This window comes from Tepidanaerobacter sp. GT38, assembly GCF_021991635.1.
Taxonomy (GTDB): Bacteria; Bacillota; Thermosediminibacteria; order Thermosediminibacterales; family Tepidanaerobacteraceae; genus DTU063.
This window is the reverse complement of sequence record NZ_JAFFJA010000050.1, coordinates 35254-61885: the sequence shown is the minus strand read 5'-3', so window position 1 is coordinate 61885 and position 26632 is coordinate 35254. Positions and strand designations below refer to the sequence as shown.

At 35.6% G+C, this 26632-nt stretch carries 21 protein-coding genes and 1 other annotated feature; all 21 genes read left to right on the top strand.

The window, feature by feature from the left end; genetic code table 11:
• Positions 1-12 precede the first annotated feature (12 nt).
• The 21 genes from JT739_RS07865 to JT739_RS07770 all read left to right on the top strand — a co-directional run bounded on the left by JT739_RS07865 (position 13) and on the right by JT739_RS07770 (position 26565).
• The gene (locus JT739_RS07865; RefSeq protein WP_237660558.1) at positions 13-1380 is read left to right on the top strand and encodes a TrkH family potassium uptake protein; all 1368 of its coding nucleotides are present in this window, start codon (positions 13-15) and stop codon (positions 1378-1380) included.
• A gap of 15 nt (positions 1381-1395) precedes the next feature.
• Positions 1396-2052 carry a TrkA family potassium uptake protein gene (locus JT739_RS07860; RefSeq protein ID WP_237660557.1) on the top strand — a complete coding sequence of 219 codons (657 nt, stop codon included), beginning with the start codon at positions 1396-1398 and terminating at the stop codon, positions 2050-2052.
• A 10-nt stretch (positions 2053-2062) separates the two neighbouring features.
• Positions 2063-2869: an RNA methyltransferase gene (locus JT739_RS07855; RefSeq protein ID WP_237660556.1), complete on the top strand. Its 807-nt coding sequence runs from the start codon at positions 2063-2065 to the stop codon at positions 2867-2869.
• A 349-nt stretch (positions 2870-3218) separates the two neighbouring features.
• On the top strand, positions 3219-4826 hold the full coding sequence (locus tag JT739_RS07850) for a response regulator (RefSeq protein ID WP_237660555.1): 1608 nt from the start codon (positions 3219-3221) through the stop codon (positions 4824-4826).
• Positions 4801-5886 carry a sensor histidine kinase gene (locus tag JT739_RS07845; protein ID WP_237660554.1) on the top strand — a complete coding sequence of 362 codons (1086 nt, stop codon included), beginning with the start codon at positions 4801-4803 and terminating at the stop codon, positions 5884-5886. The genes JT739_RS07850 and JT739_RS07845 overlap by 26 nt, the downstream gene beginning before the upstream one ends.
• Positions 5867-7315, top strand: a complete 1449-nt coding sequence (locus JT739_RS07840) for an ATP-binding cassette domain-containing protein (RefSeq protein ID WP_237660553.1) — start codon at positions 5867-5869, stop codon at positions 7313-7315. The genes JT739_RS07845 and JT739_RS07840 overlap by 20 nt, the downstream gene beginning before the upstream one ends.
• A 179-nt stretch (positions 7316-7494) precedes the next feature.
• A complete protein-coding gene (locus tag JT739_RS07835) occupies positions 7495-8988 on the top strand; it encodes a sugar ABC transporter ATP-binding protein (RefSeq protein WP_237660552.1) in 1494 nt (497 codons plus the stop codon).
• A 52-nt stretch (positions 8989-9040) separates the two neighbouring features.
• Entirely contained in the window at positions 9041-10078 is a 1038-nt protein-coding gene (locus JT739_RS07830) for an ABC transporter permease (RefSeq protein ID WP_237660551.1), read from the top strand.
• A gap of 47 nt (positions 10079-10125) precedes the next feature.
• Complete coding sequence (locus tag JT739_RS07825) at positions 10126-11091, top strand: ABC transporter substrate-binding protein (RefSeq protein WP_237660550.1); 966 nt, start codon at positions 10126-10128, stop codon at positions 11089-11091.
• Positions 11092-11476: 385 nt separating this feature from the next.
• The gene (locus JT739_RS07820) at positions 11477-12493 is read left to right on the top strand and encodes an S-layer homology domain-containing protein (RefSeq protein WP_237660549.1); all 1017 of its coding nucleotides are present in this window, start codon (positions 11477-11479) and stop codon (positions 12491-12493) included.
• 1 nt (position 12494) lies between these two features.
• The gene (locus JT739_RS07815) at positions 12495-14171 is read left to right on the top strand and encodes a hypothetical protein (protein ID WP_237660548.1); all 1677 of its coding nucleotides are present in this window, start codon (positions 12495-12497) and stop codon (positions 14169-14171) included.
• On the top strand, positions 14146-15906 hold the full coding sequence (locus JT739_RS07810; RefSeq protein WP_237660547.1) for a hypothetical protein: 1761 nt from the start codon (positions 14146-14148) through the stop codon (positions 15904-15906). The genes JT739_RS07815 and JT739_RS07810 overlap by 26 nt, the downstream gene beginning before the upstream one ends.
• 1 nt (position 15907) lies before the next feature.
• The gene (locus JT739_RS07805) at positions 15908-16891 is read left to right on the top strand and encodes an ROK family protein (RefSeq protein ID WP_237660546.1); all 984 of its coding nucleotides are present in this window, start codon (positions 15908-15910) and stop codon (positions 16889-16891) included.
• A complete protein-coding gene (locus JT739_RS07800; RefSeq protein ID WP_237660545.1) occupies positions 16892-17539 on the top strand; it encodes an SIS domain-containing protein in 648 nt (215 codons plus the stop codon).
• A 313-nt stretch (positions 17540-17852) separates the two neighbouring features.
• Positions 17853-17942: a YqzL family protein gene (locus JT739_RS12935; RefSeq protein WP_370642608.1), complete on the top strand. Its 90-nt coding sequence runs from the start codon at positions 17853-17855 to the stop codon at positions 17940-17942.
• Positions 17939-18156, top strand: a binding site (T-box leader). It overlaps the preceding gene by 4 nt.
• 52 nt (positions 18157-18208) lie before the next feature.
• Positions 18209-19225 carry a phenylalanine--tRNA ligase subunit alpha gene (gene pheS / locus JT739_RS07795; protein WP_237660544.1) on the top strand — a complete coding sequence of 339 codons (1017 nt, stop codon included), beginning with the start codon at positions 18209-18211 and terminating at the stop codon, positions 19223-19225.
• Between the two features lie 15 nt (positions 19226-19240).
• Positions 19241-21637, top strand: a complete 2397-nt coding sequence (gene pheT, locus JT739_RS07790; RefSeq protein WP_237660543.1) for a phenylalanine--tRNA ligase subunit beta — start codon at positions 19241-19243, stop codon at positions 21635-21637.
• 112 nt (positions 21638-21749) lie between these two features.
• Entirely contained in the window at positions 21750-22019 is a 270-nt protein-coding gene (locus JT739_RS07785) for a cell division protein ZapA (protein ID WP_237660542.1), read from the top strand.
• 6 nt (positions 22020-22025) lie between these two features.
• Positions 22026-23747 (top strand): DNA polymerase/3'-5' exonuclease PolX, encoded by a 1722-nt coding sequence (gene polX / locus JT739_RS07780; protein ID WP_237660541.1) that lies wholly within the window; start codon positions 22026-22028, stop codon positions 23745-23747.
• Positions 23744-26110, top strand: a complete 2367-nt coding sequence (locus tag JT739_RS07775; RefSeq protein WP_237660540.1) for an endonuclease MutS2 — start codon at positions 23744-23746, stop codon at positions 26108-26110. The genes polX and JT739_RS07775 overlap by 4 nt, the downstream gene beginning before the upstream one ends.
• Positions 26107-26565: a DUF523 domain-containing protein gene (locus tag JT739_RS07770; protein WP_237660539.1), complete on the top strand. Its 459-nt coding sequence runs from the start codon at positions 26107-26109 to the stop codon at positions 26563-26565. Before JT739_RS07775 ends, JT739_RS07770 begins: the two co-directional genes overlap by 4 nt.
• The last annotated feature ends 67 nt before the right edge of the window (positions 26566-26632 follow it).

Here is a 26632-nt window from a genome sequence, read left to right as displayed (position 1 = left end):
AGGTCGCTTTTTTTGGATATTTCGGAGGCGATAGGGATTAAGCTATTAGATGCAGGACTTAAAAAGATAAAGCCTACTCGGACACTAGCTTTTGGTGTTTGCTTATTAATACTGGTGGGAGCAATCCTTTTAAGCCTGCCGGAGGCTTCGAAAAGTGGAGAAAGTATTGGCTTTCTAAATGCTCTCTTCACAGCCACATCGGCTGTATGTGTTACCGGCCTTACTGTTGTTGATACTTATACACACTTTTCTCTTTTTGGTCAGATTGTTATACTGGTTTTAATTCAAATAGGCGGCCTTGGTATAATGACCATGGCTACTTTGTTATTCCTTTTATTAGGAAAAAAGATAACTTTGCGAGAAAGGCTGGTAATACAGGAAGCTCTAAATCAATTTACGCTATCAGGCCTAGTGAGACTAACTAGGCGCATTTTGCTTATAACCCTTGTCTTCGAGGGGTTTGGCGCAGTGCTGCTTGTTTTTCGATTTGTCAAATATTATGATGTTGGCCAAAGTTTATATTATGGCCTGTTTCACGCAGTTTCTGCGTTTAACAATTCAGGTTTTGATGTTGTAGGTGGGTTTAGGAGCCTTGCACCATTTATTGAAGACCCAATAATAAATATTGTAACAATCGTACTTAACGAGTGTGGTGGTCTTGGATTCACTGTGATTTATGACATATTGACCACGCGAGATTTTAGGCGTTTATCGTTGCATTCAAAGGTTGTCATTACGATGACATTAATTTTGATGTTTTTGGGTTGTATGATGTTTTATGTATTGGAACAGAACAATCCAAAAACATTGGGGGCTCTTACACCTACTGGAAAGGTTCTGGCAGCAGCATTTCATTCAGTATCTACGAGAACTTCCGGCTTTAATACTTTAAACCTTGAAGATTTGACAACGCCGGCAAAATATTTATCTATAATTTTAATGTTTATAGGATCGTCACCTGCATCAACGGGAGGCGGCATAAAAACCTCAACCTTTGCGCTTATCATTTTGATGATATATACTGTAATTGCATCAAAAGAACATGTTGAAATATTTAAAAGGCGCATACCGATGGATAATGTATTTAAAGCTATAGTTATAGCGATTGTATCTGTACTGCTGGTGTTTATCAGCTCATTTATATTGACAATTACGGAAGAGGCAGACTTTTTTTCGATTGTATTTGAGACCACGGCAGCTTTTTCAACTGTTGGTTTGAGTTTAGGTATTACGCCGGGGCTTACGGATTTTGGTAAAATCGTAATAATATTGACTATGTTCACAGGCCGATTGGGACCGCTCACTCTTGCTACGGCTTTAGGCAATCAAACAAATAAATCATTAATAAAGTTTCCTGAAGAGCGAATCCTAGTAGGTTAAATGGAGGATTGATGCATGAGGCAATATTTGGTTGTTGGTTTAGGCCGTTTTGGTTCAAGTTTAGCTAAAACGTTGTACAACCTCGGTTATGATGTTATGGGAATTGACCGAGATGAAGATATTATACAGAACATGGCTGACAGCATAACCCATGCAGTTCAAGCAGATGCGACAGATGAAAATATTTTAAAGGCATTAGGTGTTAAAAATTTTGATGTTGCAATAGTTAGTATAGGAGATGATATTCAATCAAGTATTCTGATTACGATTATGTTAAAGGAAATGGGTATAAAATATGTAGTAGCAAAAGCCCAAAGTCAATTACATGGAAAGGTGTTGTACAAAATCGGTGCTGATAGAGTGGTATTTCCAGAAAGGGATATGGGCGTCCGAGTTGCTCACAATTTGATTTATTCTAATATTCTAGATTACATAGAGCTTTCGCCGGAATATTCCATTGTAGAAATCGCCGCTGTACCGGCATGGTTTGATAAAAGCCTTAGACAGCTCGATATGAGAAAAAAATACGGATTAAACGTTATGGCTATAAAGCGCAATAATAATGATGTAATAATTTCGCCTCATGCAGATGATGTGATTTTTAAAGATGATATACTTGTGGTGGTTGGCCATAAAGAGGATATAGAAAAATTGGAAAGGTATTTTGAATAGGTGCAGATAAATGTTAAAAGAACTATCTAAAAGGCAACAAAGATTAATTAAGACCTTGAGAGAGTCTAAAACCGCAAGAGTGAAAAATCGGTGCTTTATTGTTGAAGGTGTAAGAAATATTGAAGAAGTTATTGATTCTGCTTATGACATAAGATTTGTCGTATTATCGGATGGTTTTTTAGACTCAAATGATGTCTTTTTAGGAAGGCTTAAAAAGAAAATTTCTGAGGACAGATTATACAAGGCTTCAAATAAATCCTTTACCGAACTGGCTGATACTGTAACACCTCAAGGAATTTTAGCGGTTATCAATTTTAAAGATGCGAAGCTGGATAATATAATTAAAGACAACTTTCTAATAATTGCTTTGGATAAAATACAGGACCCAGGCAATTTGGGGACAATAATAAGAACTGCCGATGCAGCTGGTGCTGATGGCATTATTGTAGGAAAAGGGTGTGTAGACATATACAACCCCAAAGTTGTTCGGTCAGCTATGGGTTCCATATTCCACATTCCCATAGTGCATACTGATGATTTAAGCAAAACACTTCTTGAGATAAAACAGAGAGGTGGGCAAGTTGTAACCACACATTTATCTGCAAAACAAGATTATTACAATGTAAACTTTAAAACAAGTACCGTCATAGTGATGGGTTCGGAAGCGAGTGGCGTATCGCAAGAAATCTCTGAGATTTCCGATAAATTAGTTAGAATTGATATGCCTGGTCAGGCTGAGTCGTTAAACGTAGCAGTAGCCCATGGCATCATAGTATTTGAAGCTGTAAGACAAAGGAGCAGAACAAAAAAATGTTAAAACTTTCTTGATATATGCTGCGATTTATTTACAACATTCTCCACATTATTTAATGACAGTTAGCCTTACAAAAAAGTTTTGTACTTCTGTAAACGAACAATAATTTTTTAGAAGCTCTCGTAGTTTAACTTGGATTTATTAAGCTGCGGGAGTTTTTTGTTTTTTTTGAATCCATTCAAACATTAACGATAGTTTTGCGAAATCTAAAGAACTTGACAAATCAAACTATTCATTTTTATTATATAGATTAGGAACGATTGCTTCAATTTTCTTGCATTTCTGGCACTGCCAGTTACTATGCTGTTTTGGGGGTTGAAGGGATAAATTTTTTGATTGAGGGGTAAATATTATGATTAAAGTCATTATTGCAGATGATGAGGTGAAAGTGTGTCAACTGATTTTTGGTTTAATTGATTGGAAGTCTATGGATATGGAAGTAGTTGGGATTGCAAATAATGGTTTAGAAACATTAGAGTTAATAAGAAAATTAAAGCCTGATATAGTGATTACAGATATTCGTATGCCTGGTTATGATGGGTTGGAAGTGATTAAGCAAGGCAAGCAAATAAACAAAAATATAGATTTTATCATAATAAGTGGTTATGGTAATTTTGAATATGCTCAAAGCGCTATAAAATATGGAGTTAGCGATTACTTGTTAAAGCCCATTAACAAAAAAGAACTTATTACTACTCTAAACAATATCCGTAAAAAACATAAACAAAAAACAGAACACAATACTGTACAAGAACAGCTGCGACTTAGTCTACAAAACAATGCAGAAAAATTACGTTCTAGCTTTTTAAATGATTTGTTAGAAGATGTAGTTAATCAAATTAATTTTAATATTGATGAAGTAAATAAGAACTACTATTTTCATTTCTGCCCTGGCATTTTTGAAGTGCTAGTAGTTAAACTAGATTACGAACATAATGAATCTTATGGGAACATACAGATTCTAAAACAAAAAATTTCACACATCTTAAGGGAAAAGTTAATATCAGACTGTTTTGACATGGAAATTTACTTAAAAAATAGCAGAGTATATTGTATGTTAAACTATGGAGAGCAGAATAAAAAAAACATACGAAAAAAACTAAAATGCAGTCTAGATGAGATACTTGTACAAAAAAACTTATTTTGTACTAAAGAAGTGACGATAGGTCGTGGAGAGGCAGTAAATGACATATGCCAGATAAAACATTCTCTTAAAACAGCTGAATGGGCAATAAAACAACGTTTGGTAGAAGGAACTGGGAAAATACTTGAAGGTTTTCAGCCGAAAGTATATTCTGATTTAAAGGTCCTTTTTGGTGACACTATTAAAAAATTGGAAACCTCACTAGAAATTTTAGACAAAGATGGTGTCGTTAGAGAAATAGATTTTCTTAGGCATCAAGTTTTAAGAAAAACAAATGTTTTTGGCCAGGAAGTTTTTAATTTAGTTATCGATATATTTAGTTTGTTTTTAAGATCGATTAGAAATTTTCAATTTGACGTAGATAAAATTGAAGATTCTAATTCGACTTTTTATTTACGAGCTGATCTATGTAGTTCTGTATGGGAATTGTTTATTTGTTTGTCTGAATCTATAAGTAAAATTATAGATGTTATTATAAAAGAAAAAATTCAAGCTGATATTAAACCGATATTGATGGCAAAAGAATATATTCATCAAAACTATATGCATCGTATAACTTTAAAAGAAGTTAGTGAATTTGTTGGGTTTAATGAGTCGTATTTTAGTGCCTTATTTAAAAAAGAAAGCGGAAAAAATTTTACGGAATATCTTTCGGAAATTAGAATAAACAAGGCTAAAGAATTATTAAAAGAAACAAATTTGAGCACCATTGATATTTGCCAAACCGTTGGATATAACGACCTAAAGCATTTTACAAAAACTTTTAAGCGGCTTACGGGACTGAAACCTCATGAATATAGAAAACTTTATGCTTAGAATGGAAAATCGAGCTATGAATAAAAATAAGTATTTATTTTACAGGGCTTTTTATATAATTGTAGCTTTGATTGTCTTATCAGCCTATCTTCTTATTTTTTTAACTGTAATTTATTGTAATTCACAAAGTATTTATTTTTTATTATTGATAGTACCCTATTTTGCATACTTGGGCACTTTATATTTGTTTTATAGGTGGTTATTTATACCGTATAAAGAAACTTCTAAAATAATGCAGCTTTTTGTAAAAGGCTATACGGTACAAGGAATGTTTGAATTGCAATATCCTTTTAGCCCCGAAATGGAAGATGTTATCAATAAAGTTAAAGCAATTTATAATACGCAAGAAGTTATGAAAGCTACAAAAAAGCAAGCACAGTACCTTGCTCTACAAAACCAAATCAATCCTCACTTTTTATATAATAGTTTGGAAGGAATTCGAGGAGAGGCTATTCTAGCAGGTTTAGACAGTATTGCTGAAATGGCTGAAGCTTTAGGTAAATTTTTTCGGTACGCGATTTCTAATTATAATAATCTGGTTACTTTAGAGGATGAATTATCTAATATTGAAGATTATTATTATATTCAACAATATCGTTTTGGCGAACGCCTTAGTTTAAGTATTGAAATTGACAGCGAAAATAAAGATGAAGTACTAAAATACCAGTTGCCTAAACTGACACTCCAACCTATTGTTGAAAATGCCATCTTTCACGGTATAGAAAAGAAGATGGGGAAAGGACATGTACGTATAAAGGTTGAAACCACTCCCAAGAGATTAATAATTACTGTTTCTGATGATGGGATAGGAATGAAAGAAGAGCGCCTAATGGAACTTAATGAAAAGCTCAATGTACAGTCTTTTGAATATGTGAAGTCAGATGATGAAAAAAAAGCAGGAATTGCTATGATAAATGTCAATAATAGGATAAAACTTTTGTTTGGAGAACAATACGGTATTAATATTTTTAGCACTGAAAATGTAGGAACAGATGTAGAAATTACTCTGCCCAGAATATTTAGAACAGAAGGTGCTATAGATGAAACAAGAAATTTTTAGGTTAGAGAGAGTAACTCAGATTATTGATGGTGTAACCGTTTTAGATAATTTTAGCATGCACATTTTTAAAGGAGAAATTATGGGACTATTATGCTTAAACGACCATGGCAAAGAAGCACTTATCAAACTTTTCTGTCAAAACGTTCCCATACATTATGGTCATGTTTATTTAGAAGAAAACATGGTTAACAATTATGAACACAGTTCTATGAGTTACAATCCGGTTGCTGTAATTGAAAGACAAAGTCGTTTAGTAGAAAACTTAACTGTGGTGGACAATATTTTTGTAATCAGTAAAGGTTTTAAAGGATACTTAATTAATTCTAATTTTCTAAATGCTAAATTGAAATTACTTACAAAAGACTTAAATATTTCGATAGACGGCAATGAATTAGTTTTCAATTTGTCACCTTTTGAAAAGTGCGTTGTGGAAATTTTAAAGGCTATTGTAGCAAAGGTTAAATTAATCGTTATTCGAGATATTAGCAATTTTATAAGCACGGCAGATTTAAAAAAAATTCATAAAATCATTAGATATTATACAAAACAAGGAATATCCTTTTTATATATCTGTAATCATCATGAAGAAGCTTTTAAAATATGTGATAGAATTTCAATAATGAAAAATGGGAAAGTAATTAAGGTATTAAATAAAAGTGAATTTCGAGATGAGGTGATTGCTTCTTTTAGCCTTGATTTTAGCCATATTGACTTTCCGTTAGTTTCTAGAGAAAGTGAAAATGGTATATTAAAATTCCAAAATATTTCAACAGATAATATAAAGAATTTGAGTTTCACTATACAAAAAGGTGAATGTGTAGTTTTTTTAGATATGAACAATACTGTTTTAACTGATTTTATAGAATTAATTAATGGAGAAATAAAACCATTATCTGGTCAAATTTTTTTTAAAGGAGTAAATTACACTAAAACCCTAAAACATTTAAAAAACAATATATGTTTCATTCAAGAAAATCCAATTCAAAGTATGTTATTTAAAGAAATGAGTTATATCGATAATTTATGTTTTCTAGCAAACAAGAAACTATCTTTCTGGTGTCCAATGAAAAATATCCAAAAAAGTGTAATTCAAGAATATGAGAAATTAATCGGTGAAGATATTTATGCAAGCGATATAAAAAATTTAACGCCCAAATCTTTATATAATTTAGTGTACTATAGGGTTCATCTTTATAAGCCTGACATTGTTATTTTAATACAACCCTTTTCTGATGCAGATATGTATCATAGGCATCATTTGGTACAGCTAATTGATCAATTGAGAAAAAAGCATATAACAGTGATTATTTTAGCAGTTAGTATATCTGATTGCCTTGTTGTAGCAAACCGTTTAATGGTCATAGAACAAGGAAGGCTGCAAAAACAATATTCTAGTGAGAAGTTTTCCTATTTACGAGCCAATCTATGATAAACACCTCTGAAATACTCATCTGAACATTTCTAAAAAAACCCCCATAAATCCAAAAATTCCCCCCTTTTATCAGAAGTTATATATTGGTATGTTAATTATAAATAATTACGCAATAAAAACTATATAAACAATAGCACAAATCATATCAAACAAAAACCTATAACTAGGTGGTATTTATGCAAGAATACATTGTTGAAATGGAACACATTAATAAAACTTTTCCGGGAGTTAAAGCATTAGATGATGTATCTTTCAATCTAAAATCGGGAGAAGTTCATGCACTGCTAGGGGAAAATGGCGCAGGTAAATCCACATTAATGAAGGTGCTAAGTGGTGTTTATACTGCGGACAGCGGTGAGATTAAAATTTTTGGGGATACGGTTACAGAATTGACGCCGAAAAAAGCACAACAATTGGGTGTAGCTATAATTCACCAGGAATTAAATCTTTGTCCGCATCTTTCGGTAGCCGAAAACATATTTTTGGGTCGAGAAATAACTAAGATGGGAATTTTATCAAGTAAGGAGATGAGTAAAGAGGCCAAATGTATTCTTGATAAGCTTAATATTGATATTTCACCGGATGAAATTGTTGGCAATTTGCCTGTTTCAAAACAGCAGTTAGTAGAGATTGCCAAGGCTCTTTCTACAAATTCGCGAATACTGATAATGGATGAACCTACTTCTGCATTATCTGAAAAAGAGATTGATGATTTATTTAAGATTATAAGAAAATTAAAAGGAGAAGGTTGTGGAATAATCTATATTTCTCATCGTTTGGAAGAATTACAACATATCGTGGATCGCGTCACTATTATGCGAGATGGTAGATATATAACAACAATGAATTACGCAGAAACTACTTTGCAGGAAATCATATCCAACATGGTGGGTCGCGAAATAAAACAGAAATTTCCTAGAGTTAACGTAAAAAGAGGGGGAAAAATATTCGAAGTTAAAAATTTAAATGCGGGCAGGCTAGTAAGAAATATTAATTTTGAGCTATATGAAGGTGAAATTTTAGGGATAGCCGGTCTTATGGGAGCTGGTCGGACAGAGACAACACGTGCAATTTTTGGTGCGGAACCGAAAGAATCCGGCGAAATTATCCTAGATGGTAAATCTGTAACTATAAATAAGCCAATAGATGCAATTAATGCTGGCATAGTTTTGGTGCCGGAAGATAGAAAAAGAGACGGTTTGTGCACAAAGTTAAGTGTAAGAGAAAATATTGCTCTGCCAAATTTAGATTTTCTTTCTAAATCATGTGGGATTGTAGACGAAAACGAAGAAAAAGCAATTGCAAATAAGATGGTAAAAGATTTAAAAATTAAGTTGCCAGATATTGACGTGGTAACTGATAGCCTTTCAGGAGGTAATCAACAAAAGGTAGTAGTAAGTAAATGGCTAGCTAGGAATTCGCGGGTAGTAATATTTGATGAGCCTACAAGAGGAATTGACGTTGCAGCGAAAGTCGAGATTTATAATCTAATGAACGATTTAAAAAAGCAAGGAATAGGTGTGATATTCGTTTCTTCGGAAATGCCGGAGATTTTAGGCATGAGCGATAGAATACTTGTAATGTGTAATGGTAGAATTACCGGTGAGTTGGATATTGAACATGCCACACAAAACATGATCATGGAATATGCAACGAAATTTGAAAAGTAAATTAGCATAATTTTGCATGTAATAAACATATCACAATCTAGGGGAGTTAAAGATGAAAAAGAGAGATGATAAAAACATATTAAGAAAAATAATGGCTATAAGAGGAATGGGACAGGTAATTACAGTAGCTTTTGGTCTTGTAGTTTTGTGCATTGTGTTTGGAATATTAAATCCAGTTTTTTTCTCAAACAGAAATATTGCGAATTTGTTACGCCAGATTGCACCGATTCTAATAATTGGCATAGGTCAATCCTACGTATTAATTACTGGCAACATTGACCTCTCCATTGGTTCTGTAGTTGGCATGAGCTGCATGGTTTCTGCCACAATGATGACGAAAGGCGTAAATCCTTGGGTTGCTGTGTTAATTACATATATATGTTGCTTAGCCATTGGAATTATAAATGGTCAGCTCGTTGCAAACTGTAAGTTGCCTCCATTTATTGCAACCCTTGGAACTATGACTATTGCAAGGGGTATAGCACAGATTGTAAACAATAACTATAATACTGATTCGATAGGGGCAGCCGCAAAAGGTTTCAGGGACTTCTTTTACTATGGAAAGAATTTTGGGGTTTTTAATACAATATGGATTGCGGCTGTATTATGGATAATATTCAACTTTATTTTGAACAAAACACGTACTGGCCGTTATATTTATGCAATTGGCAGCAACATAGAGGCGGCGCGACTTTCTGGTGTCAATATTGCTCACATAACAACAACAGCGTATGTAGTAAGCTCATTTTGTTCTTGTACTGTTGGACTTATTACTTGTGCGATTAGTGGTATGGGCACTATGGATGCAGGAAACGGTTACGAAATGTATGCAGTTGCAGCTTCAGTTATTGGTGGTGTAAGTACCCTTGGAGGTCAAGGAATATTATTAGGAACAGTAATCGGTGCTTCTATATGGGGAGTGCTTCAAAATGGTCTACAATTTGCAGGAGCGCCGGTTGCTATTCGAAACATAGCAATTGGAGTTATTGTTGTAGTTTCTGTATTGCTAGATGTTATTATAAGAAAAGGCAGACCAATTAGAAAGAAGAAAAACATTACTACAGTTAATAAAGCTGAAATTAAAGCATAAATGCTTTAATTTTAAACTAAAACTAAAATAATCAGGGGGGAATTGAAGTGTTAAGAAAATTAATAGTAGGGCTTTTATGTATGATCATGGTTGCCAGCCTATTAACGGGTTGTGGCGGCAATCAACCAGCACAGCAGGAAACAACGCCGCAGCAAGAAACGTCTCAAGGGGCAGAATCTGAAAAATATAAGATATACCTTATAACTATGGATCAAATGGACCAACATTGGGTAAATGTTGACTTAGGTTGTAAAAAGGCTGTTGATGAGTTAGGTAATATCGATTACCATTGGCTTGCTCCTGATGTAAAAGATGATGCTAAACAAATCGAGTGCATAAATAATGCTGTAGCAGCTGGCGCAGATGCAATACTTTTAGCAGCAAATGGGCCTGATGCAGTAACTTCTGCTCTTGAAGAGGCTAAAGCTGCAGGAGTTACGATCGTCTATGTTGACTCTCCAGCAGCTTTCCCTGCCGTTCAAACTATAGCAACTGATAACGTTGCTGCAGGTCAAAAAGCCGGTGAGGAGTTGATTGGGGCTCTTAAAGCTAATGGCATTACAGAAGGGAAAATCGGCATAGTTAATGTAAATGCTGCCACAGCGTCTACAGTAGCCCGTGAAGAAGGATTCCGCAAAGCTTTTGCAAATACCAATTTTGAAATACTAGAAACCCAGTATAGCGATGGTGATGCTGCTAGATCAAAAGATATTGCTGCAAACTACATAACACAGGGTTGTGTTGGCATTTTTGGTGCAAATGAAGGATGTACAGTAGGTACAGGAAATGCAATAAAGGAGTCAGGTGGAAAAGTTATCGGTGTTGGGTTTGACAAATCAGATGCTATTCTTAATCTGATAAAAGAAGGATACTTATATGCAACAATGGCTCAGAACCCAGATATAATGGGTTATGAAGGAATTAAAACAGCAGTAAAAGCTTTAAAGGGTGAAGATACTGGCCCAGATTACATAGATACAGGTGTATCAGTGTTAAAGAAAGAAGATGTATAAATAGGTGTAAAGTAGCTTAATTTAAGGGTGGTTTTACATTCGTATAAACCACCCTACTCCTAGTAAATGTCTTAGATATTTAAATTTATGATACAATGTCACTTCTGATCTCACTAACTTTCGGTCAATAAAAAATATACAACGTTATATGTATTCAAAAATAGGTAATTTATAACATATTGCAAATGGTATTAATTAATATATTGCAAAATGTGCTTTTTGCAAATATAAAAATTAAAGTAATTATGCACATTATTTTACAAAAAATTACATATATGGTATGAATTGTAAAAATATAAAATTATTTTATAAGAATTTGTCTGTAGCTGTGTTATATGAACTTTGATAGCAATCGAATGTCTAGTCTATAGAAAGGAGTGAGGATGTGATAAAAAAGGTTGTAGGTATACTAACTTTAATAATATTTATAACAACGCTAGTGCCACTAAATGCACTAGCTGAAGAGACAGTAAACGTTGAACAAATTTCGGACAAGATGCCAGGAGATAAGGTGGTCATAAAAGGTACAACCAATCTAGATGAAGTAACAATAAAAATTTTAAGACCAAACGGCACAATAATGTATGTTAACGTAATTAAAGGGACAGAAAATGGCGACTTTGAAGATGTCATCACATTACCAGGAGATGCGCCAGTTGGTAGATATACAGTAATAGTTGGGAAGGGCAATATAACTGCAATAGAATACTTCGATGTGATAAAAGAAACAATTCCAGAGCTTGAAGCTATAGAACTAGATGTTGATGAAGTTTTCCTAAAAGAGGGCGAGACCTATCGACTAATAGTTAAAGCCAAATACAGTGATGGAACAGAAAAGGACGTGACAGAAGAAGCAAGTTATGAGAGCTCAAATACCAAAGTTGTAACGGTCATCGGAAAAGGTAAAATCAAAGCAATAAGTGCTGGTAATGCTGTCATAACTATAAAGTATCAAGGTAAGGAAGTAACTTGCGAAGTAAAAGTTCTTAAAGAAAGCACTGGTAGTGGAGGAGGATCATCAAGACCTAAAGAACCAAAGGAGCCTAAAGAACCAGAAGAGCCAGAAGAACCACCTATAAAGAAAGCATTTGAAGATATTGAAGACTACCCATGGGCAAAAGAAGCAATAGAAACATTAGCTACCTTAGGTATCATAAAAGGAACTTCGGAAACAACTTTTGAACCCGGTAAAAATATCACAAGAGCAGAATTTATTACTTTGCTAGTAAGAGCGTTTAATCTAGAAAACATGGGAGAAATCGATTCTAACTTTGATGATGTAGAACAACACATGTACTATTATGGACCGATAGGGATAGCCAAAAAAATAGGGATAGCCAAAAAATTAGGCATTGTTAAAGGCGTAGGTAATAACAAATTTAACCCATATGTCATATTCTAAAATGAGTATTGAGTATACAATAAAGCCTGAAAACATTAAGGCAAAAACAATTGCCGTTAGTATTCGACTTTACAAAAAGGAGTTTAATCAAGAAAAACTATCTTTGGCTAAGGGGCTAATAAATGTAATATCGCCAAAATGTGTTGATCAATCTGGAAATGATATACCATTTAAAGATTCAGAGGGGATTATAACTATTGGCCCCATTCCAAATAATACAGAGTTCGTAGAATATAATTATAGGACAAAACTTGGTGAGATGAGCGGCAATAGAGTTGTAGGAGATTTATATGAAGACTTGGTCGTATTTTCAGGAGAAAATGTATTATTACTCCCTTTTTTTGAAAACCGTGAAGATTTATACTCTATAAATGAATATATCGATAAGATTACAATACAAGTAGATGTCGATGAAAACTGGAATGCGGTAATGCCTTACCAAAACAATGTAAATAAAGACAAGAAAGTAACAATTAACCGTCCAGACTGGTATGTATTTTATAATTTAGCTAAGTCTTGTTATGCCTTTGGGAAATTTGAACCCCTTACAATAAACACAGTTGATGGAAGTTTTAACTTCTTAATCGATTCTTCATATAAGGAAAAATTAACGTCAGAAAACGTTAAAACAATACAGAACTTGTACAATTATTATACAGAAAAATTTGGAAGTGGACTTAGAGATTACTCGATTGTTCTTTTGAGGAGAAATTTGACAAATGATTTACTAATTCTAGGTGGTGTAGGTGGCAAATCTTTAGGTATTTCATTTGATATACAAAGTGGAGATGAGTGGTTTACTTTTTCAAATACTTTATATCATGCCTTTTTTGACAGTAAAATTAAGGCGATGAACCTTCACTTCCCACCAAATCTGTGGTTATATAAAGGTTTAGCAAGCTATTATGTAGATAAATCTGCAAGTCAAATTCCTGCTACTGTTCGCAGTAAGTATGGCATTGAAACAAATCTAAATCCTGAAAGTAAGTACGATATTTATTTATATTTTGCCCTAAAAGAACCACTTTTGAAAGTCTCTCCTGCCAATGAGGAATACATGCTAGCGGCACAGAGTGATTTCTATTATAACTATAAAGTGCCTTTTGTAATAGAAGCAATAGAAAATATGGCACAAAAAATAAGCGGATCGAGTGACAATTTATTAAATGTTTTGATGAAATATTCTAACCTGGATACCATAAATTTTGCAGTAATTATGACTGAAATTTTAGGAGAAGAAGAAGCTAAAATACGAGCATATCTGTCCGGAGAAGACATAGTACCGTTTTTATGGGATAAAATCAAAGAACCGAAAATAGAAGAAACTATATTAAACTTAGACATGTATGAAAGGTATTTGACGTTATTATTTCAAACTGAATTAGGAGAATTTCCGTATGATCCTGTAATACTTTTGGAACCGAAAAGTCTATTAGAAGAAATAAAAAATAGCAAGATAAGTTTTGCGACACAAGAAATACAGGAAATGGTCAGAAACTATTCAGAGACTATTTATCTTCTACTAATGCAGAATGCCCTGAGAGCAAAAATTTGCGGTCAAAAAGATCTTTCAAATGCCGAAATAAGATATGTACTGAACAATAGCGAAAACATTGAAAAATGGACAGATTACGTAAGTAAGGTTGGTTTATATGGATCAAGTGAAGGTGCCAACTAAAATTAATGCAACAGTTGTTTTCTTAATATTAATCGCCAGCGTTATAACTTATTTTACATATACTCATTTTCCTGATCAAACACTTTACAATATGTCTTTCGAGATAACGCCCATTTTTTCTGAAGATAATTTACTAAAAGTTAAGTTAAAGGTAGGAATTTCTTCTAAGAACAATCAAAATAAAATTGATTTTTACACCGGTGATAAAAACATTGCTGTTATCCATTGTGTAGATGACAAAGGAAACAAAATTATTTTTAAAGAAGAACAAGGAATTCTTAGCATTCCGACTAAAGACAAATCAAAAATAGAAATTTTATATTATGTAAAAATAGGGGTTTTAGGGAAACACGGTTATCGTGGCAAAATTTACGATGATTTAGTCGTATTTGATGGAGGTCAAGTACTACTTTTCCCGATTGACTTTTATAATGAAGATTTTGATGCAAACCAATGTGAGATTGGCAGCATCGCAATTAAATGTAATGTAAAAGAAAGCTGGGAAAAAGTGATACCTTACGAAAGAATAAATAAACCAACTTGGTTTCAATTATATGCATTGTACAATTCGTGTTTTGCGTATGGCGATTTAGAAAAAAAAGAGTACAAAAAAGGCCCAGCAGTGTTTCGCATCTATCGAGATGTAAAGTGCGATTCAATTCCTAAAGAGGCGGAAGTAGGGTTAAATTATTTATTTGATTATTACGCTTCTTTATTTGAGTTTGTGCCTGACGATTATTCGATAATTTTATTGCGCCGCAACCAAGAAGATCAGCAATATATAATAGGTGGAGCAGGAGCAAAAACAGTCGGTTCAACCTTTGAATATACGGATTTAAGAGATTGGCAACTTATGAGTCACCGCATGTTTCATGGTTTTTTTGAGACAAAGGTAAAATCAAAAAAATTTTTTAAACCTCCTCAGTTATGGTTTTATGAAGGTTTAGCAACCTATTATGAAAATAAATCTATGGAGAGTTTGCCTTACGACTTAAAAACTAGCCTAAGTTTACAAATTGAGGACTTATTTACTAAGCTCTATAGAGAATATATATATATGAGATTAAAATATCATCCCTTGTTAACACTTACTCCAATGAATGAAGAAAATATTATTGCATTTCCTGCCAAAGCTGAGTTTTTGCATTATACTCAAGCACCTCTTGTAATAAAAGCCTTGGAAGATTTATGTGCTAATACAAACGGTTCTAACACAATACTGAAATATATAATAAATAACTACAATAATGATGAAATGTTGTCTGTAAAAAACATTGTATTTCATTGTCTTAAAGATGAACGAAACTTTGATTTTTATAATAGGTATTTTTTAAACGATGAAATATTACCCCTTTGGTACTTGAGCGAAAACAAATCTAATAATGAGGATCTTGAGAATGTGATCAATGACCTAAATTTTATTGAATATACAATATGGAGTTGGCTTAGGGTCGATTTTAAAGATTTACCGCTCTATCAAGTAGAGAAAAATGATATATATAGGTTATCAAAAATAAAGCAGATTGATAACGTGCATTTTGCAGATGAAGATACAGAAGAAAAAGTTAAACAACTGTCTTCAGGCGTATATTATGCCTTAAAAGAGTTTGTTTTGAGGTCACATATTTGTAATGTAGATTATAAAAACCCAATAAGTAAAATTGAAACCTTATTAACTAAAGAAAACATAGATAAATGGCAAGCTTGGATTTCAACTCACTTTGAGGGGGAATAGTATGCGTGCCATCGGAGTCGATATTGGTGGAACAAAATGTAGCGTTTGCTTGGGAGAAATTTTAGAAGACCGTGCTATTATCCTTCATAAGTGTCAACCTCACCTGACTAAAATATACTCTCCACAACAAATGTTAGAACTAATTGTTAAAGATATACTATTATGCAAAGAGCATCTAAAATCAAATGAAGAGATTAAAGGAATTGGCATCAGTTGCGGAGGACCGCTGGATAGTAAAGCAGGGGTGATTTTATCTCCACCTAATCTTCCCGGGTGGAATGATATTCCTATCGTAGATTATATTGAGGAAAGAACTGGTCTTAAAGCATGGCTTTGCAACGATGCAAATGCAGGTGCCTTAGCAGAATGGAAGTTGGGTGCGGGCAAAGGTTGCTCAAACATCATTTTTTTGACTTTTGGTACAGGCTTAGGTGCGGGTATTATTTTAAATGATCGATTATATACAGGTACAAATGACATGGCAGGAGAGCTAGGTCATATAAGACTTGCAGATTACGGCCCAGTTGGTTATGGGAAAATGGGTTCCTTTGAAGGTTTTTGCAGCGGTGGAGGAATAGCTCAACTTGCCAAGATGATGATTATGGAAGAAATACAACTCGGCAATAAACCAGCGTTGGCGGAGGTAGCATCCAGTTTGGAAAGTATTACTGCCGAAGACGTAGGACGTGCTGCAATAGAGGGAGATAAATTGGCAAGGGAGATATTAAAGATTGTGGGCGTACAACTGGGTAGAGGCTTATCCATATTAATCGACTTACTTAATCCTGAAAAAATCATAATTGGTAGTATATTCAGTCGAAGTTATGATTACATATGGCCTTTTGCCAAAGAAGTGATTTGTAATGAAGCTCTTCCATTGTCGAGAAAAGTTTGTCAAGTTGTACCAAGCCAGCTTTCTGAAGCTGTGGGAGATATTGCTGCGCTAATGGTAGCTGAATACTTTTCGAAATGGGAGAGATTTTAAATGAAAGCAAGAACACTAAAATTAGTGAATTCCTTTTTTGATAGCCATAGGGATTTACAGTTTTTGAAGCAAGAAATTTTACAAGCGTGCGAGCTCGTATTAAATACCTATAGAAATGGCGGCAAGCTTTTAATTTGCGGAAATGGAGGAAGCAGTGCAGATTCTGACCATATTGTAGGAGAGTTGATGAAGGGATATCAGTTACAAAGACCTTTAGATAATTCTATCAAAGAGAAATTTAAACAATGCTTCGGAGAAACCGGAAGTAAGGTGGCTGAAAAGTTACAAGGGAGCCTTCCTGCCATATCCTTGAGTGCTCATACTGCTTTTAATACTGCTTTTATAAATGATGTCGACTGTGTGTTAAATTATGCGCAACAAGTTATTGGATATGCTAACAAAAGTGATGCTATAATTGGGATTAGTACATCTGGCAATTCAGAAAATGTCTTTTATGCTTTAATGACAGGGAAAGTAAAAGGTATAAAATGTATTGCTCTTACAGGAAAGGATGGCGGAAAATTGGCTTCCGTTGCTGATTGCTGCTTAAAAGTGCCAGCAGAAGATACATATTTGATACAAGAATATCATTTAGCCATTTACCATTTTATTTGTGCATTTGTAGAATCAGAAGTGTTCGAGAAATAAATTATATATTATTAATAAAATAACTTAGTAATATATGTTAAGTGAGCTCTTTGTAAAATAAAGGTAATTCCATCAATTTTATAAAAGTATATTTTAAAGAAGTAAGTTAATAAGAGTTGAAGTACAGTTTTAACTGCAACTAGCGGAATTGATGTTTATAGAGTAAAACAACTGAAATTATTGTACAGAATGAAAGTTGTGAAGAAATGGCTATAAACTTTTACCTGTCAATAACATTAGAGTTCTTTCTCTTGTAAATACTTTTGTGCTGTGCTATAATAGTGGTAAACCTTACGGGAAAGGGCGTGTTCCGATGCTGACCGCCGACTTTTTTTGGAATATTTTTGAGGTTACAGGTTCTATTACTGCTTATCTTATTTATAAAGAATTATTAACAACATAAAAGCTATGAAGGAGAGAGTAAGTGGAGGAGCCTTTCAGGGAGAGAGGGTCGTTGACTGAAAGCCTTCTTATGGTTGATTCCACCGAAGTTCACTCTGGAGCAGGGGGGCTGAATTTTAGTAGGTCTCCTCGGTTTTCGCCGTTACTGAATAATGAGAGTTTGTTTTTCAAACTGAAAAAGGGTGGTACCACGGAAGGAAGCTTTCGTCCCTAGCAGGGCGGAAGCTTTTTCATTACTATAGATAAATGTGCGGGAGGTATATAAAATTGAAAGAAGATTTAATGCGCTTAAAAGAAGAAGCTATACAAGCCATAGACAATCTACAAAATATAGACGAATTAAATAGCCTAAGAGTAAAGATTTTGGGCAAAAAGGGTGAACTTACACAAATCCTCAGAGGCATGGCAAGTCTTTCGCAAGAAGAGAGGCCTGTTATCGGAAAAATGGCCAACGAAATAAAGGACGACCTTGAAAGCAAATTTAGCGAGAAAATGCAGATTTTAAAGAAAGCACTGAAAGAGCAAAAGATGCAGCAGGAGTTTGTAGATGTAACCATTCCTACAAAAATATCAATAGGTAGCAAACATCCACTGACTTTGGTTATGGATGAAATCAGGGATATATTTATAGGCTTGGGGTATGAAGTGGTAGAAGGACCGGAAATTGAACTAGATTACTATAATTTCGAGGCTTTAAACACACCACCCGACCATCCGGCCAGGGATGTTCAAGACACATTTTATATTACCGAAAATATCCTGCTTAGAACACAGACTTCACCGGTTCAAGTGAGAACCATGGAAAAGCAAAAGCCACCTTTGAAAATCATTGCGCCCGGCAGAGTTTATCGTTCGGATGCTGTAGATGCTACCCACTCACCTATGTTTCATCAGGTAGAGGGACTAGCTGTAGGTGAAGGATTTACTATGGGAGATCTAAAAGGCACCCTTGTTAAGTTTGTGCAGGAAATGTTTGGGCACGATCGAAAGGCGCGGTTTCGCCCCCATTTTTTCCCGTTTACGGAGCCCAGTGCAGAAATGGATATATCATGTATAGCTTGTGCAGGTAAAGGGTGCCGCATCTGCGGCTACACAGGTTGGCTTGAAATTCTTGGATGTGGTATGGTTCATCCGAATGTTTTAAGAAATGTTGGCTTTGATCCGGAAAAAGTTAATGGTTTTGCTTTTGGAATGGGTGTTGAAAGGATTGCAATGCTAAAATATGGAATCAATGATTTAAGACTCTTTTTCGAAAATGATGTGAGATTTTTAAAGCAGTTTTAGAAGGAGGATATTTGAATGCTGGTGCCAATTAGATGGTTAAAAGATTTTGTTGATGTACCCAATGACATTAATGAATTATCAAAAAGGCTAACTATGTCCGGATCTAATGTGGAAGGTATTGAGCACTATGGCAAGGAAATTAGCAACGTCGTCATAGGTCTTATTACAAAAGTGGAAAAACATCCTAATGCAGATAAATTGCTTGTTGTACAAGTAAATGTAGGCACCGAAGAACTACAGGTAGTAACGGGAGCCACCAATATCAAAGAAGGAGATAAGGTGCCTGTTGCCCTGCACGGTGCAACTATTGCAGGAGGCAAAAAAATTAAAAAGTCAAAACTTAGGCAAGTAGAATCGGCAGGAATGCTGTGTTCAGCGGAAGAATTGGGTTTTGACGACCACGGTTTGCCTAAGGAAGTTCAAGAGGGAATCTTCATTCTGCCAGAAAATGCTCCTGTAGGCGCTGATATCAAAGAATACTTAAATTTAGAAGATACGGTTATAGACTTTGAGATAACGCCAAACCGTTCAGATTGTTTAAGCATTACGGGGATGGCTAGGGAAGTTGCCGCAACTTTTAAACTTGATTTTAACGTACCTGCTATTTGCTTAAAAGAAGAATCAGAAAAAACAGCTCAAGACGTAGCTAAGATCTACATAGAAGCTGAGGACTTGTGCCATCGATATGTAGCGCGAATAGTAGAAGATGTGGTAATAAAACCTTCTCCCCTCTGGATGCAGCGGCGATTACAAACATGTGGAGTGCGGCCTATCAACAACATAGTCGATATTACAAACTATGTCATGCTTGAGCTTGGGCAGCCTTTACATGCCTTTGACTTTGACAAAGTAGAAGGCGGTACAATTATTGTGCGCCGAGGCAAGCCACCGGAGAAATTAGATACACTTGATGGTGTCACAAGAGACCTAAATGAAAATATGCTGGTTATCGCAGACATCAATAAGCCTTTAGCTGTTGCTGGAGTGATGGGAGGAGCCAACTCAGAAATAACTCCTACTACCACCCGAATTTTGTTGGAATCAGCTAATTTCTTAGGTTCTAGCATAAGACAGACTTCAAGACAGCTGGGCCTTCGGTCTGAGTCTTCCATGAGATTTGAAAAGGGTATCGACCCTAACTTGTGCTTAAAAGCGGCCGACAGGGCATGCGAATTAATTGAACAGCTTGGGGCAGGAAAAGTATTAAAGGGTTATGTGGATGTATTTCCTCGTAAAACTTCTTCGAAAGTAGTTCCCTTTAATCCTGAGAGAATAAATAAGGTTCTGGGAACCGATATTAGTGCTGATGAAATGGTAGATATACTTAATCGCTTGGAGATTAAGGTGAACACGACCAGCGATGGGTTTGAAGCAATTGTCCCCTCATTTAGAATGGACATTACCCAGGAAGCGGACATCGTAGAGGAAATAGCCAGAATCTATGGTTATGACAGATTGCCGATTACTTTGCCCGAAGGCAATGTAACCCATGGCAGGTTAAATTCACAGCAAAAATACTTAAATGACATAAAGGATTTGTTGGTCCATAACGGATATTCTGAAATTTATACTTATTCTTTTGTAAGCCCTAAGGTGTTTGACAATATAAATGCTCCGAAAGAAAGTGACCTGCGGCAAGTCATAACCCTTTTAAACCCATTGGGTGAAGACCACAGCATAATGCGAACCACCCTTATACCGAATATGCTTGATGTGGTCAGTTTCAATTTAAGCCACAAAGCCCATGACTTAAAGCTTTTTGAAGTTGGAGCAGTTTATCTGCCTAAAAAACTGCCTCTAGAGGAACTTCCCTATGAGAACAAGCGAATTTCCATTGGCTTGTGCGGAGATACAATTGATTTTTATGATTTAAAGCAAATAATAGAAACTATTTTCAACAAATTGCAAATACGAGATTACAAATTTATACAGTCACGACATTTTGCTTTCCACACAGGTCGCTGTGCATGTATTGAAATTGATGGTCAAGAGATTGGATATGCAGGTGAAGTACACCCGGATGTGCTGGAAAACTATGAAATAAGTAAAAAGACCTATCTGGCAGAGTTAAATCTAGATACAATTTTAAGTAAAGCTTCGCGGAAAATTGTGTTCAAGCCACTGCCAAAATTCCCAGCATCAGATAGGGATCTAGCTATAGTTGTAAAGGAAAGGATTTTAGCAGATGATATAATTAGTACAATAAAAGAAATTGGAGGAGAACTGTTAGAAAAAGTAGAGCTCTTTGATGTGTATCAAGGAAGTCAGATAGCCAAAGGATACAAGAGCATGGCTTTTTCCCTGATTTTTAGAGCTGAAGACAGAACACTTACTGATAAAGAGGTTAATGACATTATAGAAAAGATACAGACAGGACTCTATGAAAAATTTGACGCTACTTTGAGAAAATAAAGGATTTTACAGATATTTGAAGAATAATTAAATAACTGCTTGCAAAAATAAGAAGCGGCTACTTGCCGCTTCTTAAAATGTTATGGCATATGAAAAAATTGGGGTGGTCTGCATGTCCAATGAAACTAAGGCAATAAATCGGGTTAAAGTTAAAATTAATGGAGAAGATTATTATATAAAGGGAACAGTATCTGAGGAATATATTAGACAAGTGGCTCGATATGTGGATAAAAAGATGCATGATTTGGAACAAAATTGTTCCAAGTTAAACAGAACCCAATTGGCAGTGCTGGCGGCAATAAACATTACTGATGAGTTATTTAAATTAAAGCAGGAATATGATGAGTTTTTAACCGCTTTTGATAGCGAAACGAAGGGTTGATGGGTTATGCGAAATTTTGAAGTAGCATTTATATTCAATGACATTGCCGACATTTTAGAAATCAAGGGCGAGAACTTTTTTAAAATAAGAGCATATCGCAAAGCTGCACACATAATAGAAAATCTCCCTTTTGAGATAGAAGAATTAGCAAGAAAGTCTCAATTACAGGAAATAGAGGGCATTGGAAAGGCTTTGGAGGAGAAAATCCGTGAAATAATAAATACCGGTACATGCCGGTACTATGAAGAGCTCAGAAAGGATTTTCCCCGGGGCCTAGTAGAAATGCTCAAAATTCCGGGACTTGGTGCAAAGAAAATAAAAGTTATTTACGATAATCTAGGCATTTCATCAATTGAAGAATTAGAAAAAGCTGCACGAGCCCATAAACTCAGGGCATTACCGGGTATGGGTGTAAAGACTGAACAGTCAATTTTAAAAGGTATACAAACCCTAAAGGGTCAGGGAGATAGGGTGCTGCTGGCGATTGCCTTGCCAGTTGCAAATAGGATTGTAGATATTCTTTCCAGTATAAAGGAAATAACCAACATTGGCATTGCAGGAAGCCTTCGTCGTAAAAAAGACACGGTTAAAGACATAGATATCGTAGTTGCTGCGAAAAAACCTGATGCTTTAGCAAAAGATTTGCTAAAGCTTCCGATTATTTCGGAGGTCATAGCTCAAGGGCCAACTAAAATCAGTGTTATGCTCAATATGGGAATTCAGTTGGATTTAAGAGTAGTAAAGCCCCATGAGTTTTATTCTGCTATGCAACATTTTACCGGTAGCAAAGAGCACAATGCGAAGCTCAGGAGTATAGCTTTAAAGAATGGATACACATTAAACGAATACGGGATTTTCGAAAAAGAAAGCGGAGAGGTCTTTTGTCCTAAAAGTGAAGAAGAACTTTACTCAAAATTCGGCATGCCGTATATAATTCCTGAGCTCAGAGAAGATCGAGGCGAGATTGAGGCAGCTCTTTTGGATAATCTACCTGATGTTGTAAAGTTGGAAGATATACGTGGGGATCTTCATGTCCACAGCAACTTCAGTGATGGAATAAGTTCGATAGAAGCTATAGCTGAAAAGGCAAAAGCCCTTGGATATGAATATATAGCTATAACAGACCATTCAAAGTCTCTTAGAATTGCACGAGGCCTTGATGAACGGCGTTTGAGAGAGCAGCTTGAGATAATAAAAGACTTAAATGCCAAAAGTAAAGGCATACGAATATTAACGGGTATAGAAGTTGACATTTTGACTGACGGAAGTTTGGATCTGGGTGATGACATATTAAAGGAGTTGGACGTAGTAATAGCATCGGTGCACAGCGGATTTAAACAGGACCAAAAAACATTAACTTCGCGCATCGTCAAAGCCTGCTACAATCCATATGTAAATATAATAGCACATCCCACCGGCAGGATATTAAACGGCCGGGCACCTTACGATGTGGATATGGATTCGGTTTTAGAAGCTGCAGCTCAAACAGGTACAGTGCTTGAAATAAATTCTTCACCTGACAGACTTGACTTAAACGATGTATATGTAAAGCGGGCGATGGAAAAGGGAATAAAAATTGCCATAAACACAGACGCCCACAGCAGTGAAGCACTAACTGACATAATGTACGGAATATGGGTAGCTAGGCGCGGGTGGCTTACTGCAGAAAACATTATAAACACTTTTTCACTGGAAAAACTTTTAGAATTCTTAAAGGTGATGAAATGAACAAAAAGGTGCAATCCGTATTAGAATATGACAAAATAAAAAACATATTGAAGGAGTATGTAATCTCACCACTTGCAGCAGAAAAAGTCTTACAAATGAGGCCTTTAGATGATATAGATTTTGTAAAAAAACTTCAGCGTGAAACCAGCGAAGGTGTGGCCTTGTTAAAAGCCGGTATTAATTTTCCTCTTTCCGGTCTTAAGGATATAAGAAACGGACTCCGTTTAGCTAAAATGGGTGCTATGCTATCACCTGGACAACTGCTGGAAATGGCGTCCACTATGCGGACTGCCAGGCAAGTAAAAGCCATTTGGAACGAGAAAAAGCTAAATGATATTACCATCATAAATAATATAATAAATAACTTACATTCCTTTCAATCATTAGAGGAGAAGATTGAAATGGCGATTATTAGTGAAGAAGAGATATCAGACAATGCAAGTCCAAAGCTTAGTGCAATCAGACGACAAAAAAAGATGTTGGCTCAAAATATAAAGAATAAACTTAATGAGATAATTTCTTCCCCTCAATATCAAAAAGTATTGCAAGAACCAATAGTTACTGTTCGGCAAGACCGATATGTAGTGCCGGTGAAGCAGGAATTTAAAGGAAGCATTACGGGAGTAATCCATGACCAATCAGCCAGCGGCGCTACGCTTTACATAGAACCTATAGCAGTAGTACAGATGAATAATGAACTTAGGCAGTTGGAGCTTGAAGAAAACAAAGAAATTGAACGGATTTTATGGGACCTTTCTGGAAGAATACAAGAAAATCACGATTTATTAAGGGATACACTTCATAATTTGGCACAGCTTGACTTTATCATGGCAAAGGCCAGCTACAGTATTGACATAAGCGGAGTCGAGCCCATTTTTAATAGCAGGGGCTATCTAAATATATCTCAAGGAAGACACCCGCTCCTTAAAGGTCATGTGGTGCCACTGGATATTTTTTTAGGAGATAAATTTAACATATTGATAATTACAGGTCCCAACACCGGTGGTAAAACTGTGGCACTTAAAACTGTTGGCCTTTTTGTGCTGATGGCCCAATCAGGGCTGCATCTACCTGCCAAAGAGGGTACAGAGATTGCCGTTTTCAAGGAGGTCTTTGCAGATATTGGCGATGAGCAGAGCATAGAACAGAGTCTGAGCACATTTTCCTCTCATATGAAGAATGTAAAAGAAATTGTTGACTTAGCTTCCGATGATTGCTTAATAATTCTTGACGAATTAGGTGCTGGGACGGATCCTACAGAAGGTGCTGCACTTGCTATGGCTATTTTAAACTATCTTTATGAAAAAGGTAGCAAAGTGTTGGCAACTACCCACTACAGTGAACTTAAAACCTTTGCTTTTTCAAAAGTTGGCATGGAAAATGCCAGTATGGAATTTGATGTGAGAACCTTAAGCCCCACTTATAAGTTAACGATTGGCATTCCGGGAAAGAGCAACGCTTTTGAGATTGCGATGCGGCTTGGATTAAAAAAAGAGATAGTGGAGCTCGGCAAAAGCCTAATGGCCGAAGAAAATCTGAAGATAGAAGACATGCTTACACATATTGAAGAACAAAAAAGCAAGGCAGAGGAAGAAAGCGAAAAATTGCAGGCTTTAAAAAGGGAGTATCTAAAAAAACTTGATAAACTAGAAGAAGAACGGAAGAAAATGCGTTTAGAGCAGGAAAGGATTATTAAGAAGGCTAAAGAAGAGGCTCGACTGATACTAAGTAAAGTGCAGAGAGAAGCTGAAGAGATTATTAAAACTTTAAAAGACATGGAGAACGAAGATCAAGTTAGTATGAGGAATAAGGCGGTGCAGGAAGCCAGAGCATGGCTTAGAATGACCGATGAACAGTTGCAGGATTCTAGAGATTCCCTTGTTGTTAAGGTAGAAGCCAAGCAACAGCGGCCTCTCAAAGCTGGTCAGAAAGTTAAGATTTCAGGTTTAAACCAGGAAGGATATATTTTGTCTATTGATGATGTTTCTAAAGACGCTCAAGTACAAGTAGGCATTATGAAAATAAACGTTCCGGTTGCAAGCCTTCTACCTATTGATGAAGAGCGAGAATCAGAAATTGAAAAAAGCAGGTTTGCATCTATAGCGTTAACAAAGGCTAGAGAAATATCTAGAGAACTTGACTTAAGGGGTCTTACCGTTGACGAAGCCTTAATTAAAATTGACAATTACCTGGACGATGCCAAACTGGCCGGCATGAAAACAGTAACCTTAATTCATGGTAAAGGCACCGGTGCTTTGCGCCGTGGGATAAATGAGATGCTCAAAAACAGATCAGATATAAAGTCATTTAGATTGGGCAATGTGGACGAAGGAGGCACTGGCGTTACGGTGGTGGAATTATGAAAAGGGTCTTGATAAGTGCGTGTTTAGCAGGCTTTAATACCAAGTATAATGGCGGCCATAATTACAATGAGATTTTTGCAGATATGGTAAAAAAGGGGAAAGCTGTTCCATTTTGCCCTGAACAGGCTGGAGGTTTAACTACCCCCAGAAATCCATCTGAAATAACGGGCGGTGACGGTCGAGATGTATTGGAAGGCAAAGCTAGAGTGATTACGGATAAGGGAGAAGATGTAACAGAAGCTTTTATTAGAGGTGCTGAAGAAGCACTGAAACTTGCAAAGCTCATCGGTGCGGATACGGCTATTTTAAAATCCAGAAGCCCTTCCTGCAGTACAAAATGTGTGTACGATGGCACTTTCAGCGGTACATTGCGCGATGGCATGGGAGTTACAGCTGCTTATTTAAAGGCCCACGGCGTAAAAGTTATAGATTCGTCTCATTTTATTGAAAGATAGGTTTCGCAGAAGATATTTAGATACAAAAAGCACCTTTTGGGTTTTAACCAAAAGGTGCTTTTTGACA